Source organism: Selenomonas sp., from assembly GCF_052169755.1.
GTDB lineage: Bacteria > Bacillota > Negativicutes > Selenomonadales > Selenomonadaceae > Selenomonas.
Map to the genome: position 1 here is coordinate 1 of NZ_JBQNBV010000004.1, position 17443 is coordinate 17443.

The window sequence follows — 17443 nt, forward strand, 5'->3', positions numbered from 1 at the left end:
TCATCACATTGACTTCAACACGCTCGGACTCCTCATGGGCATGATGGTCATCGTAAACATCACGAGCGAGACCGGACTCTTCAACTACCTCGCTATCTGGGCGGCGAAGAAGGTCAAGGCGAAGCCGATCTCGCTGCTCGTCGCATTGTCGATCCTCACCGCCGTTTGCTCGGCGCTTCTTGACAACGTGACGACGGTGCTTCTGACGGTGCCGATCACGTTCAGCATCACGAAGCAGCTCAACGTCGACGTCAAGCCGTTCCTCATCGCGCAGATCCTGTCGTCGAACATCGGCGGCACGGCGACGCTCATCGGCGATCCGCCGAACATCATGATCGGCAGCGCCGTCGGTCTGCAGTTCATGGACTTCATCACGAACCTTGCAGGGATCTGCGTCCTGATCTTCATCATCACGATCGGCATTTTGATCGTGCTCTACGGCAACAAGCTGCACACGACGGATGAGCTTCGCGCGAAGGTCATGCAGCTCGATGAAAAGAGCCAGATCGTCGAGCCGCGCCTCTTGAAGAAGTGCCTGTTCGCACTTGCCGTCACGATCAGCCTCTTCGTGCTGCACGGACAGCTTCACCTCGACACGGCGACAGCCGCCATGACGGGCGCGGGTCTCTTGCTCCTCATCAGCTTCCCGCAGAAGGAAGCGATGATTGCGAAGGTTTTGTCGAAAGTCGAATGGCTCGCCATCTTCTTCTTCGCAGGTCTTTTCATCCTCGTCGGCGCGCTCGTTGAAACGGGCGTCATCAAGATGCTTGCGGAAGAGGCGATCAAGATCACGAACGGCGATCTCACGGCGACCTCGATGCTCATTCTTTGGATGAGCGCTTACGCTTCGGCATTCATCGACAATATCCCGTTCGTCGCGACGCTCATCCCGCTGATTCAGGACATGGGGCAGATGGGCATGACGAACCTCGAACCCGTATGGTGGTCGCTCGCCTTGGGCGCTTGCCTTGGCGGCAACGGCACCCTGATCGGCGCCTCGGCGAACGTCGTCGTCGCTTCGATGGCGGCGCAGCGCGGCAAGCCGATCTCCTTCATCAGCTTCATGAAGATCGCTCTGCCGATGATGACGCTGTCGATTGCGATTTCGAGCGTCTACGTCTGGCTCAGATATTTGTAAAAAAGCAATTTTTGGGGCGCACGGGGATACCCGCACGCCCCTATTTCTCTAGGAGGACTTTGTTGTATGGAGAGATATGCTCCGCAGGAAATCGAAAAAAAGTGGCAGGAAAAGTGGCAGAAGGACGATGTCTACAAGACAGAGATCGACCGCACGCAGCCCGAATATTATGTGCTGGAGATGTTCCCCTATCCATCGGGCAATCTGCACATGGGGCATGTGCGCAACTACTCAATCGGCGATGTCATCGCCCGCTTCAAGAAGATGCAGGGCTGCAACGTGCTGCATCCGATGGGCTTCGACGCCTTTGGTATGCCGGCGGAGAACGCGGCGATCAAGCACGGTGTGAAGCCCGCCGATTGGACGTATTCCAACATCGAGAACATGAAGCGCCAGCAGATGAGCATGGGGCTTTCCTACGATTGGAGCCGCGAGGCGGTGACCTGTCGCCCCGAGTACTACCGCTGGACGCAGTGGCTCTTTGAGCTTTTCTACAAGAAGGGGCTTGCCTATAAGAAGGAAGCGTCGGTCAACTGGTGTGATACGTGCGGCACGGTGCTTGCGAATGAACAGGTCATCGACGGCAAATGCTGGCGCTGTGACTCCGAGGTGCACAAGAAGGATCTCTCGCAGTGGTTCTTGAAGATCACGGACTATGCGGACGAGCTTCTCGCCGACCTCGACAAGCTCAAGGGCTGGCCCGAGCGCGTCAAGACGATGCAGGAGAATTGGATCGGCCGCTCCGAGGGCTTGGAATTCGACATCGACGTGCCCGCGCTCGGCGAGAAGATCGCCGTCTATACGACGCGTGCCGATACGGCGTACGGCGTGACCTTCGTGGCGCTCGCGGCGGAGCATCCCTTGATGGAGAAGATTCTGAGGGATAATCCGAAGGCGGCGGAGCTTCGCGCTTTCGCCGACAAGGTCAAGGCGCAGTCGGAGCTTGAGCGCACGTCGGGCGAGTCGGAGAAAGAGGGCATGTTCACGGGGTTTTACGCCGTCAATCCCTTCAACGGCAGGAAGGTCGAGCTTTGGGTCACGAACTACGTCCTCGCCGAGTACGGCACGGGCGCTGTCATGGGCGTACCGTCGGAGGATCAGCGCGACTGGATGTTTGCGAAGAAGTACGACCTGCCGATCATCGTCACGCTGCGCCCGAAGGATCGTGAGCTGAAGCTTGAAGAAATGACGGAAGCCTACACGGACAAGGACGGCGTCCTCGTGAATTCGGCAGAGTTCGACGGCATGGAGATGCACGAGGCGCTTGCGGCAATCGTCGAAAAGGCGGTCAAGGAAGGCTTCGGCAGGCGCAGGGTCAACTATCGCCTGCGCGACTGGCTCATCTCGCGCCAGCGCTACTGGGGTGCGCCGATTCCCGTCATCTACTGCGACAAATGCGGCGAACAGCTCGTGCCCGAAGAGGAATTGCCCGTCCGTCTGCCCGAGGATGTGAACTTCGAGCAGGGGACCGTTTCTCCTTTGGCGCAGAGCGAATCCTTCGTGCATTGCACATGCCCGAAGTGCGGCGGTCCCGCAAGGCGCGAGACGGATACGATGGACACCTTCATTTGCTCGTCGTGGTACTACATGCGCTACACCGATCCGCACAACACGCACAAGCCGTTTGCGGCGGACAAGGTGAACTATTGGGCGCCTGTCGATCAGTATATCGGCGGCATTGAACATGCGATTTTGCACCTTCTCTACTCGCGCTTCTTCACGAAGGTGCTGCGCGACGAGAAGCTTTTGGATTTCGATGAACCGTTCCAAAATCTTCTGACGCAGGGCATGGTCATCAAGGACGGCGCGAAGATGTCGAAGTCGAAGGGCAACGTCGTCTCCCCCGAGGAGATCATCCAGAAGTACGGCGCTGATACGGCTCGTCTCTTCATCCTCTTCGCAGCGCCCGTCGAGCGTGACTTGGAGTGGAGCGATCAGGGCGTCGAGGGGGCGTTCCGCTTTTTGAACCGCGTCTGGCGCATCGTCGCGCATTTCGAGGACGCGATCCGAGAGGGTATCGATGATTACGACCACTCGACATTGACGGCTGAGGAGAAGGCGCTGCGCCGCACGCTGCACCAGACGATCAAGAAGGTCACGGGCGACATTGGCGAGCGCTTCATGTTCAACACGGCGATCAGCGCCGTCATGGAACTCGTCAACGCCTTCTACGGATTCCAGGACAAGGCGGTTCATCCGGGACTCGTGCGAGAACTCTCGTTTGCGCTTGTGAAGATGCTCGCGCCCTTTGCGCCGCACATTGCGGAGGAGCTTTGGAGCCGCATGGAGGGCAAGGGAAGCGTCCACGACGCCAGATGGCCGAAGTTTGACAGTGCGGCTGTCGTCGAGGACGAGATCGAGATCGTCCTGCAGATCAACGGCAAGGTGCGCGACAAGCTGACGGTATCGGCGGATATGAAGCCGCAGGAGATGGAAAAGCTGGCGCTCGCACAGCCGAAGGTCAAAGAGCTTACGGCGGGCAAGACGGTCGTCAAGGTGATATGCGTGCCGAAGAAGCTCGTCAACATTGTCGTCAAATGATGTTTGAGAACAATAAAAGCGTTTGCACGCGCATGGGGGATAGTGCTCCCTGTGCGCTGCGCAGAGGGGCTGGCGATTCGCCAAGCTCCTTTTCGCGCTTTGCTGGATGGTGAGATCATGAAAGCACTTTTTGAACAAATGGCACGCGGCGCTTCGGTTCGAAAGATCGTCGAGAAGTTTTCGCGCCGAGGCGGCAAGACGCTCGTCTACGGTCTCAGCGGTTCGCAAAAACATGCGCTCTTTGCCGCTTCATGCGATGCTTCTTCGCAGCCTGTGGTCATCGTCACGCACAGCCGCGAGGCGATTGACGCATGGCGCACCGATCTGGCGGCGCTTCTGCCTGCGCGAGAGATCTTAGAATTGCCGGAAGTCGATATGATGACGGTGGAAGCGACGGCGAAGGGTATGGAGCGTACGGCGCTTCGCATGGGCGTCTTGGGCAGACTTCTCAAGAAGGAGCCTGTCATCGTGCTTGCCGAGGCTGCCGCCGCTATGCAGAAGGGCATTTCGCGTCAAGATTTTGAGCGCATGAGTCTGCACCTTGCGGTCGGCGCGACCCTCTCGCGGGAGGTTTTGCTTTCGCGCCTTGTCGAGCTGGGCTATGAGGCGGCGAGTGAGATCGATGGTCTTGGACAGTTCAGTGCGCGCGGCGGCATCGTTGACGTCTACCCGCTCAATGCGTCCTTGCCGCTTCGCTTGGAGTTCTTCGACGATGAGATCGACTCTTTGCGCGAGTTTGATCCCGAGACGCGCCGTTCCATACGCAATGTTCCCAGCGCTGTTGTGCTGCCCGCCGCGCCAAGCGAAAGGGCGGGCGAGGGCGCGGCAGTCCTTTCCTATTTGGCGGGCGAGGGGGTCGTCATCTTTGACGAGCCTTTGCGCACGCGTGAGAACATGCAAAAGCTCGTCAAGGAGACGCCGGAGATTAAGTCTCAGGTATTCTCATGGGATGAGCTTGTAGCGAGCGCTGAAGGAAATGCGACGTTTTTTGCTGCGCTCATGCTGCAGAAGATTTATGGCGCGGAGCCGGATGAGCTTGTGAGCCTTGCTGTGCAGGCGGTAGCTCCTTTTCAGCGCCAGATGGATCTCTTGAAGACCGAGACGCGAAATTGGCTTTCCAACAAGCAGCATGTCGTCATCTTTGTCGGCAATGCAGAAAAGGCGGCGTCGCTTCGCGAGTTTTTCGCAAAATCGCGCATACCGTCCGCCGTGGCGAAGGACGGCGAGCCGCTGAGTGACGCCTATCTGAACATTCTCGTGGGTACGCTTGCAAACGGCTTTGAGATGCCGGATGCGCGGCTCGTCGTCGTCGCCGAAAGGGATGTCTTTGGCAGGCAGAAGAAGAAGATCGTCCAAAAAGCGCCGAAGGAAGAGCGCATCGCACACTTTCGTGAGATCAATGTCGGCGATTACGTCGTTCATGTGAACCACGGCGTCGGCAAGTATCTCGGCGTTGAAACGCTCGACGTGGGCGGCGTCAAGAAGGACTATCTGCACATCAAGTACGGCGGCGACGACAAACTCTTCGTGCCGACCGACCAAGTGGGACTCTTGCAGAAGTATATCGGCTCGGAAGGCTCCGTGCCGCGCCTGCACCGCATGGGCGGCACGGAGTGGATCAAGGCAAAGGCGCGCGCACGCGCTTCTGTCGAGGACATCGCCGATGAACTTATCGCGCTTTATGCGAAGCGCCGCGCGGCGAAAGGCTTCGCCTTTTCGCCCGATACGCCGTGGCAGCGCGAGTTTGAGGACGCCTTTCCTTACGAGGAGACGCCCGATCAGCGCCGCGCCATTGAGGAGATCAAGGCGGATATGGAAAAGCCCGAGCCGATGGACCGCCTGCTTTGCGGCGACGTCGGTTTCGGCAAGACGGAAGTGGCGATCCGCGCCGCTTACAAAGCGGTCATGGATCATAAGCAGGTCGCTGTGCTTGTGCCGACGACCGTTCTTGCCCAGCAGCATTTCCAGACCTTTTCTGCACGCTTCGCTGATTTTGGCGTCAGCGTCGATGTCATCTGCCGCTTTCGTTCGGCGAAGGATCAGAAGGCGACAATCGAGCGATTGGAGGCGAATCGCGTCGATGTGCTCATCGGTACGCACGCCATTTTGAATCAGAATCGGGTGCATTTTTCCGATCTGGGGCTTTTGATCGTCGATGAAGAGCAGCGTTTTGGCGTCAAGCAGAAGGAGAAGATCAAGAAGCTTGCGGCAGGCGTCGATGTGCTGACGCTTTCGGCGACGCCGATTCCGCGGACGCTCCACATGTCGCTTGTCGGGGCGCGTGACATGAGCATCATCGAGACGCCGCCCGCCGAGCGCTTCCCCGTGCAAAGCTACGTTGTCGAGGAAAACGATGCCGTCTTGAAGAATGCCATTCGCCGCGAACTTCGGCGCGGCGGGCAGATTTACTTCGTTTACAACCGTGTCGAGAGCATCGACATCATGCGCCAGCGGCTTGAAGATCTTGTGCCCGAGGCGCGTATCCAGACGGGGCACGGGCAGATGGCAGAAGAGCTTCTAGAGCGCGTCATGGTCGATTTCTACGAGGGACGCTACGACATCCTGCTCGCGACGAGCATCGTGGAAAATGGTCTCGACGTGGCGAATGCGAATACGATCATCGTCTACAACGCCGACTACTTTGGCTTATCGCAGCTCTATCAAATGCGCGGCCGCGTCGGCAGGTCAAATCACATGGCGTTCGCCTATTTCGTTTACCAAGCCGACAAGGTCTTATCCGAAACGGCGGAAAAGCGTCTGCAGGCGATGAAGGAGTTCGCCGAGCTTGGCGCGGGCTTCAAGATCGCCATGCGCGACCTTGAAATTCGCGGCGCGGGCAATCTTTTGGGCGCGGAGCAGCACGGACACATCGCGAGTGTCGGTTTCGAGATGTACTCGAAGCTGCTCGATGAAGCGATGCAGGAAAAGCGCACGGGCAAACCAAGGGAAGAGAAGGCTGAACCCGTCGTCGATATTGAGGCGGAAGCCTATATCGACGGTGAATACATCAATGACCCCATGCACAAGATCGAGATCTATCAGCGCATTGCGGCGATTCGGAAAAAGGAAGAGATACAAGAGCTTCTCGACGAGCTCATCGACCGCTTCGGCGAGCCGAAACCCGCTGTACTGCGCCTCTTAGAAGTCGCGCGCATACGAAACTACGCGCGCTCTCTCGGTATTCGCGCCATCGTAGAAAAGCCGCTGTTTCTGGAAATTTCCTTCATTGAAAAACCTACGTTCGATCCCGATGGAATGCTGAAACTTCTCGGACTTTTCGGCAGGAACGCCAAGATGCTGCCGATGCCGCAGCAGATGCTTCGCATACGGCTTGCCGCACAGTACAAGAAGAATATCACGAACTTCATCACGCGCATCTTGATGCTTTTGTCAGGTGAACAAGAGGCGCTTACGACGAAAAACGGGGTGAATAAAGCGCCGCAGGGCAAGGCGGGAAGGAGACAGGCGTAGATGAAGGAAGCGGGAAGCATTACGGTGGTGGGGCTGGGGCCCGGACGCTTCGGGCTTATCACGCTGGAAAGCATGGCGGCGATGACGAGCGGCAAGAGTATTCTCCTGCGCACGGCGATTCATCCGTCCGTGGCTGAAATCCGGCGGCGCGGCATCGCTTTCACGAGCTATGACGCATGGTACGAAAAGGCTGCGAGTTTCGAAGAACTTTATCATGCGATTGCAGAAGATCTTGCCGCAAGAGTGCGCGCAGGCGAGGCGGTCGTCTATGCCGTTCCCGGCAGTCCGTTCGTAGCGGAACGCACGGTACTCTTTTTGCGCGATTTGTGTATAAAGGAAGGTCTGGCGATTTCCATTCTTCCGGGTATGAGCTTTGTAGAAACGCTCTACGGCGTACTTGGCATCGATCCCGTCGCAGGGCTTTTGATCCTCGATGCGGCGGATGCCGCGCACCTGCCTCTGAACCCTTCGACGAGCGTGCTCTTCACGCAGGTCTACAGCCGTGAGATCGCTTCCGAGCTAAAACTTGCACTGATGGATCGCCTGCGTGACGAAGCGGAAGTCATCTATTTGCACAACATCGCGCTGCCCGATGAATCCGTGCGACCGATACCCCTTTACGAGCTGGATCGGCAGAGGGATACGGATCATCTGACGAGTCTTTTCATCGCGCGTACTACATTTCAAAATGATTAAAAATCCTCGTGAAGGGCGGTTTTTCAAGTTTTTTTGAACTTTTTTGCTGCAGGAAAGAGGATTCTAACGAAGTACAGCGAATAAAGGTAGCGTAACAAATTTGAAAAGGAGGCTACAAACGTGAACAAAACGGAATTAGTGGCTAATGTAGCGGAAAAAGCAGGTCTGACGAAGAAGGATGCCGAGAAGGCTCTGGGCGCAGTCATTGAGAGCATTGAAGAAGCTCTCGTCGAGGGCGACAAGATTCAGCTCATCGGTTTCGGTACATTTGAGGTGAAGGATCGCGCTGCTCGTACCGGCCGCAACCCGCAGACGGGCAAGGAAATTAAGATTGCCGCTTCGAAGAATCCTGTATTCAAGGCAGGCAAGGCTTTGAAGGACGCCGTCAACAAGAAGTGAGCACGGCGGCTCTTTGGGGGCTGGGTTTTTTTACCCAGCCTTTTTTCGTAGCATGTTGGAAGCGCCGCTAAAAGGAAGCTCATGGTTTTATCTGCGATTTCTTGGGAGGAAGGTTGATGGAGCGCGTAGTTCTCATCACGGGAGGTACGTCGGGCATCGGTCTTGCGGCGGCGCATCGCTTTTTGCAGGCGGGGTGCTTTGTTGCCTTGGCAGGACGGTCGAGGGAACGCGGCGAGGCGGCTCTCGCATCCCTGGGCGGTTTGGCGGCGGATGGACACGCCGTATTTTTTGCCGCGGATATTCGATGCGCAAAAGAAGCGAAGCGGCTTGTTGCTGACGTGTATACGCATTTTTCACGGCTTGATGTGCTCGTGAACTCGGCGGGCGTCTATCGGGAGCGTGCGCTTGAAGATCTGACGGAAGAAGAGTACGAGGACATCATGGACACGAATGTCAAAGGCATGTTCTTCACGACACAGGCGGCTCTTGCGTCCTTGAAGGAGAGCGGCGGCAATATCGTCAACCTTTCTTCTGATGCGGGACTGCACGGCAACTTTCTCTGCACGGCGTACTGTGCGTCCAAGGGCGCGGTGACGCTCTTCACGAAGGCTTTGGCATTAGAGCTTGCACCCTTCGGCGTGCGCGTGAATTGCGTGTGCCCCGGTGACGTTGCGACGCCGATGACGGAGATGCAGCTTCAAGCGGCGCCTGACCGTGATGAGGCTCTGCGGCAAATGGCAGGAGTCTATCCGCTCGGCAGGATAGCGACGGCGGAAGAGGTCGCCGCTGTTATTTTTTTTCTCGCATCGGATGCCGCATCGTTCGTGACGGGCGCTGCATGGAGCGTGGATGGCGGTCTTACGGCAGGATGAGGTGAAGTTGCGGAGAACACGCGTTTTGTTGTAACCGTGCTTTTCTTGTGCTAAAATAGAAATCATGGCAAGGAGAAGTTGTTTGACTATTTCATTTTCGAGGGTGAGGAAAGGGCGTTCATGTCGTCTCGCAGCTATCTTATTGTAACCGCATCGATCGGCTCGGGTCACATGAAGGCGGCGCAGGCGCTGGCGGCGGCTCTTTTGGACGAGGAGCCGCAGGCGCGTGTGACAGTCGTCGATTTTACGCGGCGCGATACGGCATGGGTCACATGGTTTATGAAGGCGGTCTATTTGAAGATGCTGCACTTCGTGCCGAACCTTTACCAGCTTCTCTACCGTTTTACGGGATATCGGCAGGGTGCGTCGCCGGTGCAGAAGCTCATCGCCGCCTTGACGAAGCGCAATATGCGCGCTCTCGTGCGCCGCTATGCGGCGGATGTCGTGATCTGTACGCACCCATTTCCCGAGGGGGCGGCTTCGTGCCTCAAGGAGAGCGGTGAGGAGCAGTTTTTTTTCGCTACTGTGCTCACGGATTACAGCGTGCATCGCATGTGGTTCTATCCCGGCGTCGACGCCTTTTTTGTCGCGACGGAAAGGATGCGCCGCAGCCTGTTGAAGGAGGGCTGTGCGGCGGCGGCGGTTCATTCGACAGGCATCCCGATATTGCCGCTCGCATCCGCGCTTTTTGATCGTGCGGCAATCCGTAAGAACTTTTGTCTCAGCGATGTGCTGCCGACCATCCTCGTCATGGGCGGTGGGCTGGGTCTGGGCGATGTGGCGCACTCTCTGGAAAAGTTGGAGGATGTCGCGGAAGAGCTTCAGATTCTTGTTGTCGCAGGGAAGAATGAACGCCTGCTCGCTTGGGTCGAAACCTATGCCGCACGGTCGCATCATGTAATCCGCGCATGGGGCTACACCGATGAGGTGCCCGAACTCATGGCGGTCGCCGCGCTTCTCATATCGAAGCCCGGCGCCTTGACGATCAGCGAGGCGTGGGCGATGGGAGTGCCGTTGATCCTGCACGAGCCGATTCCGGGACCGGAGCTTGAAAATGCGATGATCGCCAGCGAGCGCGGCACGGCGGTCTGGCTCGGTAAGGGTGAAAATCTTGCGGCGCTCGTCACAGGACTGTTGGGTGATGAGTCACGCCTTCGCGCTATGCGCGAGGCGGCGTGTCGGGCAAGCCGTCCGGATGCAGCGAAAGAGATCGCACTTTTTTTGCAGACGGCAGCCGCAAGGGCTGATTGATATGAGTTTTCTAGTTTTTTGCGGAGATGGTTTTTGTGGCGGTATCGAAATTGGAAAAGGATGCGAGCGGCGCATTTCTCTGTCCGCAGTGCGGCAGACCGCTTCGTACGGTTGAGGGCGGTACGGTCAGAATCCGCGGCGGCAAAGCAGATCTTGACAGCGTGAAACCGCGCTACGAGTGTGACAGCTGCAATGTTTTTTACCGTGAGCTTTTGAACTCGGGCTATTATGATGCATTCGACATGCCAAAGCTCAAGGCGGTCGGCGACCTTGCGCCGACGATTTTGCGCGCCGACGCCAATGGACATGCGCCGTGTCCGCGCTGCGGCGGGCAGCTTGACCTCGTCGAGTGGACGCCCGTCAAGCTCGTGGACGGCAAGGCCGATATGGAAAACGTCTCGTCGCATTTCCGATGTGCGAGTTGTGATTCCATATTCCGACGCATAGCGACGACGGAATACTTCCAGTGGTCGGAGAAATAGTGGTTCTTCAAATGCTGCACATGCGCTGAAGGTGTGCAGCGGATGGTTTGCAGAAGGTCGTGATCAAGATGGCAGCGGAAAACAAGCGCAGGGGCAAGGGGCACCGACTCGATTGGTTCGTTGTCGTCGTCCTTTGTGTTCTTGGTTATTTCGCCTACACGATGATCGACCAGCAAATCCACTTGAACGAACTCGACCGCGACTACATCGCAGCGCAGCAGCGCTTGGAAACGGCGCAGCGTGAAAATGCCGCCTTGAAGGAACTCAAGGAAAATCTTGATGATCCCGTCTATATTGAAAAAACAGCGAGAGAAGAACTCGGTATGACGCATGAAGGCGAGCTGCCGTATATCGCGAAGAAATGAAAAGATGCTGCCTAAAAGGCTAAGAACTCATAGGCAGCATCTTTTCTTTTTCTCGTTTCGTGCTGGGATTTTCTTGACAGCGCAAAAGGCGCAAGAGTATAATAAGGAAGCACGCTTGGCGCGGGAGAAGGCGCTGAGAGGTGGGAGCCGACGGCGTCGGTGTTTCCACAGTATAACTAAGGAGGAAATAATTTGTCCATTGAAGTAGGCAGTATTGTTGAGGGTGTGGTGACGGGCATCACGAATTTCGGGGCGTTCGTCGAACTGCCTGAGGGGAAGGTCGGTCTTGTCCATATCTCTGAGGTCGCTGATGAGTATGTGAGGGACGTGCATGATTTCCTCAAGGAGAAGGACAAGGTGAAGGTCAAGGTCTTGACGGTCGATGATCGCGGTAAGATCGGACTTTCCATCAAACAACTGCAGGAAAAGAAGCCGGTGGAAAAGAAGGTCGGGGAAGTTCCGCGCCGTCCGATGCCGCCGCGCCGCAATGCGGGTGGGGACTTTAAGCGGCAGGGGCGGTTCAGTCCTGGCAGCGCCTCCTTTGAAGACAAATTGTCGCGGTTCCTCAAGGACAGCGATGAAAGGCTGACGGATTTGCGCCGCAAGACGGATTCCAAGCGCGGCGGTCGAGGTTCGCGCAGGGATTAACCGCATAAGAAAAGCACTCTTTCCGGGAGTGCTTTTCCTGTTTATGGTCTGGCGAGCGCGATGACTTTTGTGTGCCGGAGGATGTATATGTGATGCGGGGAGTTATGCAAAAAAAGGTCTTGGCTTTTTGCGAGGAGCATGGGCTTCTGGCGCATGGCTCTTCCGTTGTTGTCGCTGTTTCGGGCGGCGTGGATTCGCTGGCGCTGCTCGATTTGCTGCTGCGCTTGCGTGAGGCGCAGGGGCTTTTGGTGTATGCGGCGCACTTCGAGCATGGGATTCGTGGTGCGGCGTCGTGTGAGGATGCGCGCTGTGTCGCGCACTTTTGCCGTATGCGCGGCGTCCCTTGTACGGTTGAGGCGGCAGATGTGCCGCAGTATGCGCGTGAACACAGGCTTTCGCTGGAGACGGCGGCACGCGGTCTGCGCTATGCGTTTTTGCGCCGTGTCAAGGAGCAGGTCGGCGCACGGTCGATCGCCGTTGCGCATCATGCGGATGATCAGGCGGAGACGGTGCTGATGCATATTTTGCGCGGCTCAGGTCTGCACGGTCTTTCCGGTATGCTGCCGCGTGCAGGAGATGTCATCCGCCCGCTTCTGTGCTGTACGAAAGCGGAGCTTACGGCTTATTGCAGGGAGCGCGGCATCGAGGCGCGCCATGATGCGACGAACGATGTGGCGGATGCGCGGCGCAATTATTTGCGATTGGAGATCATGCCGCGCCTTGCCTCGCACATCAATGCTTCGGTGAGCGCGGCGCTCGTGCGTCTTGCCGATGCGGTGCAGGCGGACGAGGCGCTGCTCGATGCGCTGGCGCGTGAGGCCTTCGCGCGTGTGGTGCGGCGCGGGGAAGCGGCGGGAAAGATGACGGAGGGAAAGAGTCTTGCGCTTTCACGGGCGGCGTTTCGCGATGAACCGCTTGCTTTGCAGCGCCGTATTGTGCGCCTTGCCATGTGTGCTTTCGTTGATGAGACGCACGATTGGGGCTATCGGCAGGTCGAGCAAGTGCGCTGCATGATGCTGGGGAGGCGCGGCGGACTTTTTTGGGATCTGCCCGGCAACGTGCGCTTTTTCCTCGACTGGGATCAGGGGGTGTTCACTTCTGGTTCCGTGCGATCCGTTCGTGGGGGAGACGGTGCAGGCGGGCAGGCGCAAAATGCGTCGAACGACGCGGCGCTCGTCGTGCCGCTTCAGACGCCGGGGGTGACGCGCCTGCCTTCGCTCGGCGTCACGCTTGTCGCAGATTTCGTGAAGGAACGCACGACGACAGACGGGCGCACGGAGATTTATTGTGCGGCGCGTGCTCTGGCGGGCGCCCATGTGCGCACGCGCCGTACGGGTGACCGTGTGCAGTTTGCGCAGGGCACGAAAAAGCTCAAAGCGTTTTTTATCGACGAGCATATACCGCGCACCGCGCGTGATCGCGTGCCGCTTGTCGTCTGTGCGGAGGGAATTGCCTGGGCGGTTGGCATACGGCGCTTTTCGCCCGCGATGGCGGAGGATGGAGAGCCGATGGTGCGGCTCGTCGCTGTTTTTGAGAAAGGAGCATACGATCATGCACAACGATTTGGAGAAGATTCTTTTTGATGAAGCTGCGCTTGCTGAGATGGTAGCGCGGCTCGGGCGCGAGATTACACGCGACTATGCGGGCGAGGAGATTTACGCCGTCGGCATTTTGAAGGGCGCAGTGATCTTTTATGCCGATCTCGTGCGCACGATAGATTTGCCTGTGACGCTCGATTTTATGCAGCTTTCGAGCTATGGCGGCGGTACGAGTTCGACGGGAGAGGTGCAGATCCTCCTTGACCTTGCCAAGAGCGTTGCGGGGCGCAATATTCTGCTCATCGAGGACATTGTGGATTCGGGGCTTTCCATGCACTATTTGATGGACAATTTCCGCCACCGAAAGGCGAAGAGCGTCAAACTTTGCTCGCTTCTGAGCAAGCCGTCGCGCCGCAAGGTGGATGTGAAGGTCGATTACTGCGGCGCGGAAGTGCCCGACGCTTTCCTCGTCGGCTATGGGCTTGACTACGATCAGAAATATAGGAATTTGCCGTATCTCGGCGTCTTGAAGCCCGAGATATACAGAAAATGATGCTCTCGCATCTTCCGTGAAATATCTCGAATATCGTGCGAAAGGGTTTGTATAACACCTGTTTTAATGCTATAATGAAACGCTGTAGAGGTTTTTTGTTTTATGAGCCAAAAGGTGCTTCCATTGCCTTTTGCTGAAACATGATATGGGGACTTTGGCGAAATGCCGTGACTTTTCGGCGTTTCCTTAAGGAAACACGGATAGATTCAGTCACCCATCTTCACACATCTGCACTGTCCTCTCGTCGTCAACAAATCCTCGACGTAGCACCGCTACGCCTGCGGTTTGTCTCCTAGATAGGAACAGTGCATCTGTGCAAATCTGGGCGACTTCATTTTATCAGCGTTTCCTTAAAGCATTATTTTGGAACAGGAGGATGACCGATTGAATAAACTTTTTCGCAGCGTGGTGTTCTATCTGCTGATCATCTTGATCGCCATCTCCGCGATTGATTATTTTCAGACGCGCGAGGTCGTGACGAACGAGGTCAACTACTCGGATTTTCTGCAGCAGGTACAAAAGGGTGAGGTCGCGAAGGTCACGCTTGAGCACAATATCGTCAAGGGAACACTCGCAGACGGTACGGAGTTTTTGACGATCACGCCCGATGCGCCGAATCAGGATACAAACTTCCTTAAGACGCTGCAGGAGAAGAATGTTGAGATCAAGGCGGAGCGGCCGGCGGAAGCGCCGTGGTGGTCGACGATGTTTTCGTCGATTTTGCCGATCCTGCTCCTCATCGGCGTCTGGTTCTTCATCATGCAGCAGACGCAGGGCGGAGGCGGACGAGTGATGTCGTTCGGCAAGAGCCGTGCGCGCATGACGGCGAGCGATAAGATGAAGGTCACATTCGAGGATGTGGCGGGCGCCGATGAGGCGAAGCAGGAGCTTGAAGAGGTCGTCGAATTCCTCAAGCATCCGAAGAAGTTCAACGATCTAGGCGCGCGCATTCCGAAGGGGGTGCTGCTCTACGGACCGCCGGGTACAGGAAAGACGCTTCTTGCGCGTGCCGTTGCCGGTGAGGCGGGCGTCCCGTTCTTCACGATCAGCGGCTCCGACTTCGTTGAGATGTTCGTCGGCGTCGGCGCTTCGCGTGTGCGGGATCTCTTCGATCAAGCGAAGAAGAATGCGCCGTGTATCGTATTTATCGACGAGATCGACGCCGTTGGCCGCCAGCGCGGCGCAGGCGTCGGCGGCGGTCACGACGAGCGCGAGCAGACGCTCAACCAGCTGCTTGTCGAGATGGACGGCTTCGCGGCGAACGAGGGCATCATCATCATGGCGGCGACGAACCGCCCCGACATTCTCGATCCTGCACTTCTGCGTCCCGGCCGCTTCGATCGGCAGATCGTCGTCGATAAGCCCGACGTGCGCGGCAGGCTCGCGATTCTGAAGGTGCATTCAAAAGGCAAACCTTTGACGGGCGACGTCGACCTTGATATTCTCGCGCGGCGCACGCCGGGTTTTACGGGCGCGGATTTGTCGAACCTCGTGAATGAGGCGGCTCTTCTGACGGCGCGGCGCGATAAGAAGCGCATCGGCATGAATGAGCTGGAAGAGTCCATCGAGCGCGTCATGGCAGGTCCCGAGCGCCGCTCGAAGGTCATGACGGACAAGGAAAAGGAGCTGACAGCGTATCATGAGGGCGGTCATACGCTCGTCGGTATGCTCTTGCCGAACGCCGATCCCGTACACAAGGTCACGATCATTCCGCGCGGCAGAGCGGGCGGCTACACGCTGATGCTGCCCAAGGAAGATCGCTCTTACGCGACGCGCTCGGAACTCATGGATAAGCTCAAGGTCGCGATGGGCGGCCGCGTCGCCGAAGAGGTCGTCTTGAAGGAGATCTCGACGGGCGCTTCGCAGGACATCCAGCATGCCTCGCGCATCGTGCGCAGCATGATTACGCAGTACGGCATGAGCGACGTCTTGGGGCCGATTTCCTATGGCGAGAGCGCCGAGCATCAGGTGTTCTTGGGACGCGATCTCAATCATCAGAGGAACTACTCGGAAGAGGTCGCGAGCGAGATCGACAAGGAAGTTCGCCGTTACATCGACGAGGCGTACGAGGCGTGCCGCAAGATCATCATTGACAACCGTGACAAACTTGACCTCATCGCACAGGCATTGATCGAGCGCGAAACGCTCGAAGCATCGGAGCTTGAAGAACTCGTCGAAACGGGCAAGATCACGGAGAAGGAAAAGAAAGCCGAGGATCATGCGGATGCGCCGGACGATCACGACGGCGTGATCCTTGAACCGCTGCATCGACCTGGGGGCGTTGAAATCACCAAGCCCGTGGAAGAAGCGGCGGAGGAAGACGTGGAAGTCAAGGACGTCGCGCCCAAGCTCAATGTGACGCGGCATGACGGATAAGGAAAGTCGGGAAGGCGCCCGCACTTTGAAGGAAAGGGCTGTTTCTCTGAAACAGCCCTTTTCGTCGGGGGGGATGAGTTTGCGGTCGAGAATTTTGGAGCTTCTGCGCAGAGCTGGAGAAGAGTACCTTTCGGGCGAGGAGATCGCCAAGAGGCTTGGCGTTTCGCGCACGGCTGTCTGGAAACATATCAAGGAGCTTCGCGAGGCGGGCTATGCGATCAAGAGCCAATCGCGAAGCGGCTACAGCTTGGAGGATGCACCCGATCGCCTCTTGGCTGAGGAGATCAAGAACGGTCTCCAGACGCACTTTGTCGGCAGGAATATCGTCTTTTTCGATGAGATCGATTCGACGAATCAGGTGGCGAAGCAGCTTGCCGCGCAGGGCGCCGCCTCGGGCACAGTCGTCGTAGCGGAAGCGCAGGGCAAGGGGCGCGGGCGCTTGAATCGGTCGTATTTTTCACCGAAAGGCAAGGGAATATGGTTTTCCGTGATTCTGCGTCCCCATATTTTGCCGCAGGAAGCGCCGAAGTGTACGCTCTTAGCCGCCGTCGCCGTGGCGATGGCGATGAAGCGTTTTGGACTTCAAGCAGCGATCAAGTGGCCGAATGACATCCTCCACGAGGGGAAGAAACTCACGGGCATTTTGACGGAGATGAGCGCTGAGATTGATCGCATCAACTATATCGTCATCGGCACGGGCATCAACGTCAATATCAAAGAGGAAGAGTTCCCCGAGGAGCTGCGCGACAAGGCGACGTCGCTCGCCGTCATGAAGGGAGAGAACCTGCCGCGCGTCGCTTTTTTCCAAGCCGTTCTTGAGTCGCTGGATGCACTTTGCATCCAGCTTGATGAGGAAGGGTTTTCGCCCATTATCGCGCGTTGGCGTGCGTGTGCCGTGACGCTTGGGCAGGAAGTTCGCGTCATCAGCGCCACGGGCAAGGAGAGCTTCGACGGCAGAGCGGTCGACATCGACGAGGAGGGCGCTCTGCTCGTCGAGACGGAGGACGGTATGCGCCGCGTGCTTGCAGGCGATGTGTCGATTCGTCCGAAGAATACATAAACCATGAGGAATGTGCCTTTTCTAGCCTGCCTGCGGGCAGCGCAGTCTGGGAG

General features: G+C 57.4%; 14 protein-coding genes. All 14 read left to right on the forward strand.

The annotated features are described in order from the left end of the window. Positions 1-1138: ArsB/NhaD family transporter (locus ACTTKG_RS00645; protein ID WP_442672330.1), on the forward strand; the 1138-nt coding region annotated here is incomplete at its 5' end. Positions 1139-1204: 66 nt separating this feature from the next. Next, positions 1205-3679, forward strand: coding sequence for a leucine--tRNA ligase (gene leuS / locus ACTTKG_RS00650; RefSeq protein ID WP_442672331.1), 2475 nt, complete (start codon positions 1205-1207; stop codon positions 3677-3679). 117 nt (positions 3680-3796) lie between these two features. Continuing rightward, the gene (gene mfd, locus ACTTKG_RS00655) at positions 3797-7150 is read left to right on the forward strand and encodes a transcription-repair coupling factor (protein ID WP_442672332.1); all 3354 of its coding nucleotides are present in this window, start codon (positions 3797-3799) and stop codon (positions 7148-7150) included. Further along, entirely contained in the window at positions 7151-7846 is a 696-nt protein-coding gene (locus tag ACTTKG_RS00660; protein WP_442672333.1) for an SAM-dependent methyltransferase, read from the forward strand. Positions 7847-7966: 120 nt separating this feature from the next. After that, on the forward strand, positions 7967-8245 hold the full coding sequence (locus ACTTKG_RS00665) for an HU family DNA-binding protein (RefSeq protein WP_442672334.1): 279 nt from the start codon (positions 7967-7969) through the stop codon (positions 8243-8245). Between the two features lie 116 nt (positions 8246-8361). Continuing rightward, the gene (locus ACTTKG_RS00670; protein ID WP_442672335.1) at positions 8362-9117 is read left to right on the forward strand and encodes an SDR family NAD(P)-dependent oxidoreductase; all 756 of its coding nucleotides are present in this window, start codon (positions 8362-8364) and stop codon (positions 9115-9117) included. A 120-nt stretch (positions 9118-9237) separates the two neighbouring features. Beyond that, positions 9238-10368, forward strand: coding sequence for an MGDG synthase family glycosyltransferase (locus ACTTKG_RS00675; protein ID WP_442672336.1), 1131 nt, complete (start codon positions 9238-9240; stop codon positions 10366-10368). Positions 10369-10394: 26 nt separating this feature from the next. Continuing rightward, positions 10395-10850 carry a hypothetical protein gene (locus ACTTKG_RS00680; protein ID WP_442672337.1) on the forward strand — a complete coding sequence of 152 codons (456 nt, stop codon included), beginning with the start codon at positions 10395-10397 and terminating at the stop codon, positions 10848-10850. Between the two features lie 47 nt (positions 10851-10897). After that, positions 10898-11215: an FtsB family cell division protein gene (locus tag ACTTKG_RS00685; protein WP_442672338.1), complete on the forward strand. Its 318-nt coding sequence runs from the start codon at positions 10898-10900 to the stop codon at positions 11213-11215. A gap of 192 nt (positions 11216-11407) precedes the next feature. Continuing rightward, positions 11408-11863 (forward strand): S1 domain-containing RNA-binding protein, encoded by a 456-nt coding sequence (locus tag ACTTKG_RS00690; RefSeq protein ID WP_442672339.1) that lies wholly within the window; start codon positions 11408-11410, stop codon positions 11861-11863. Between the two features lie 92 nt (positions 11864-11955). Next, positions 11956-13446 carry a tRNA lysidine(34) synthetase TilS gene (gene tilS / locus ACTTKG_RS00695; protein ID WP_442672340.1) on the forward strand — a complete coding sequence of 497 codons (1491 nt, stop codon included), beginning with the start codon at positions 11956-11958 and terminating at the stop codon, positions 13444-13446. Continuing rightward, a complete protein-coding gene (gene hpt / locus ACTTKG_RS00700; protein WP_442672341.1) occupies positions 13415-13954 on the forward strand; it encodes a hypoxanthine phosphoribosyltransferase in 540 nt (179 codons plus the stop codon). The genes tilS and hpt overlap by 32 nt, the downstream gene beginning before the upstream one ends. Before the next feature lie 384 nt (positions 13955-14338). Next, complete coding sequence (gene ftsH, locus ACTTKG_RS00705) at positions 14339-16330, forward strand: ATP-dependent zinc metalloprotease FtsH (protein ID WP_442672342.1); 1992 nt, start codon at positions 14339-14341, stop codon at positions 16328-16330. A gap of 79 nt (positions 16331-16409) precedes the next feature. Next, positions 16410-17390: a biotin--[acetyl-CoA-carboxylase] ligase gene (locus ACTTKG_RS00710; protein WP_442672343.1), complete on the forward strand. Its 981-nt coding sequence runs from the start codon at positions 16410-16412 to the stop codon at positions 17388-17390. Positions 17391-17443: the final 53 nt, after the last annotated feature.

Bases quoted from the DNA above. Each gene is read 5' to 3' on its own strand.
- mfd (WP_442672332.1), top strand. From the start codon at position 3,797: ATGAAAGCACTTTTTGAACAAATGGCACGCGGCGCTTCGGTTCGAAAG.
- ACTTKG_RS00670 (WP_442672335.1), top strand. From the start codon at position 8,362: ATGGAGCGCGTAGTTCTCATCACGGGAGGTACGTCGGGCATCGGTCTT.
- ACTTKG_RS00675 (WP_442672336.1), top strand. From the start codon at position 9,238: ATGTCGTCTCGCAGCTATCTTATTGTAACCGCATCGATCGGCTCGGGT.
- tilS (WP_442672340.1), top strand. From the start codon at position 11,956: ATGCGGGGAGTTATGCAAAAAAAGGTCTTGGCTTTTTGCGAGGAGCAT.
- ACTTKG_RS00660 (WP_442672333.1), top strand. From the start codon at position 7,151: ATGAAGGAAGCGGGAAGCATTACGGTGGTGGGGCTGGGGCCCGGACGC.
- leuS (WP_442672331.1), top strand. From the start codon at position 1,205: ATGGAGAGATATGCTCCGCAGGAAATCGAAAAAAAGTGGCAGGAAAAG.
- ACTTKG_RS00680 (WP_442672337.1), top strand. From the start codon at position 10,395: ATGGTTTTTGTGGCGGTATCGAAATTGGAAAAGGATGCGAGCGGCGCA.
- hpt (WP_442672341.1), top strand. From the start codon at position 13,415: ATGCACAACGATTTGGAGAAGATTCTTTTTGATGAAGCTGCGCTTGCT.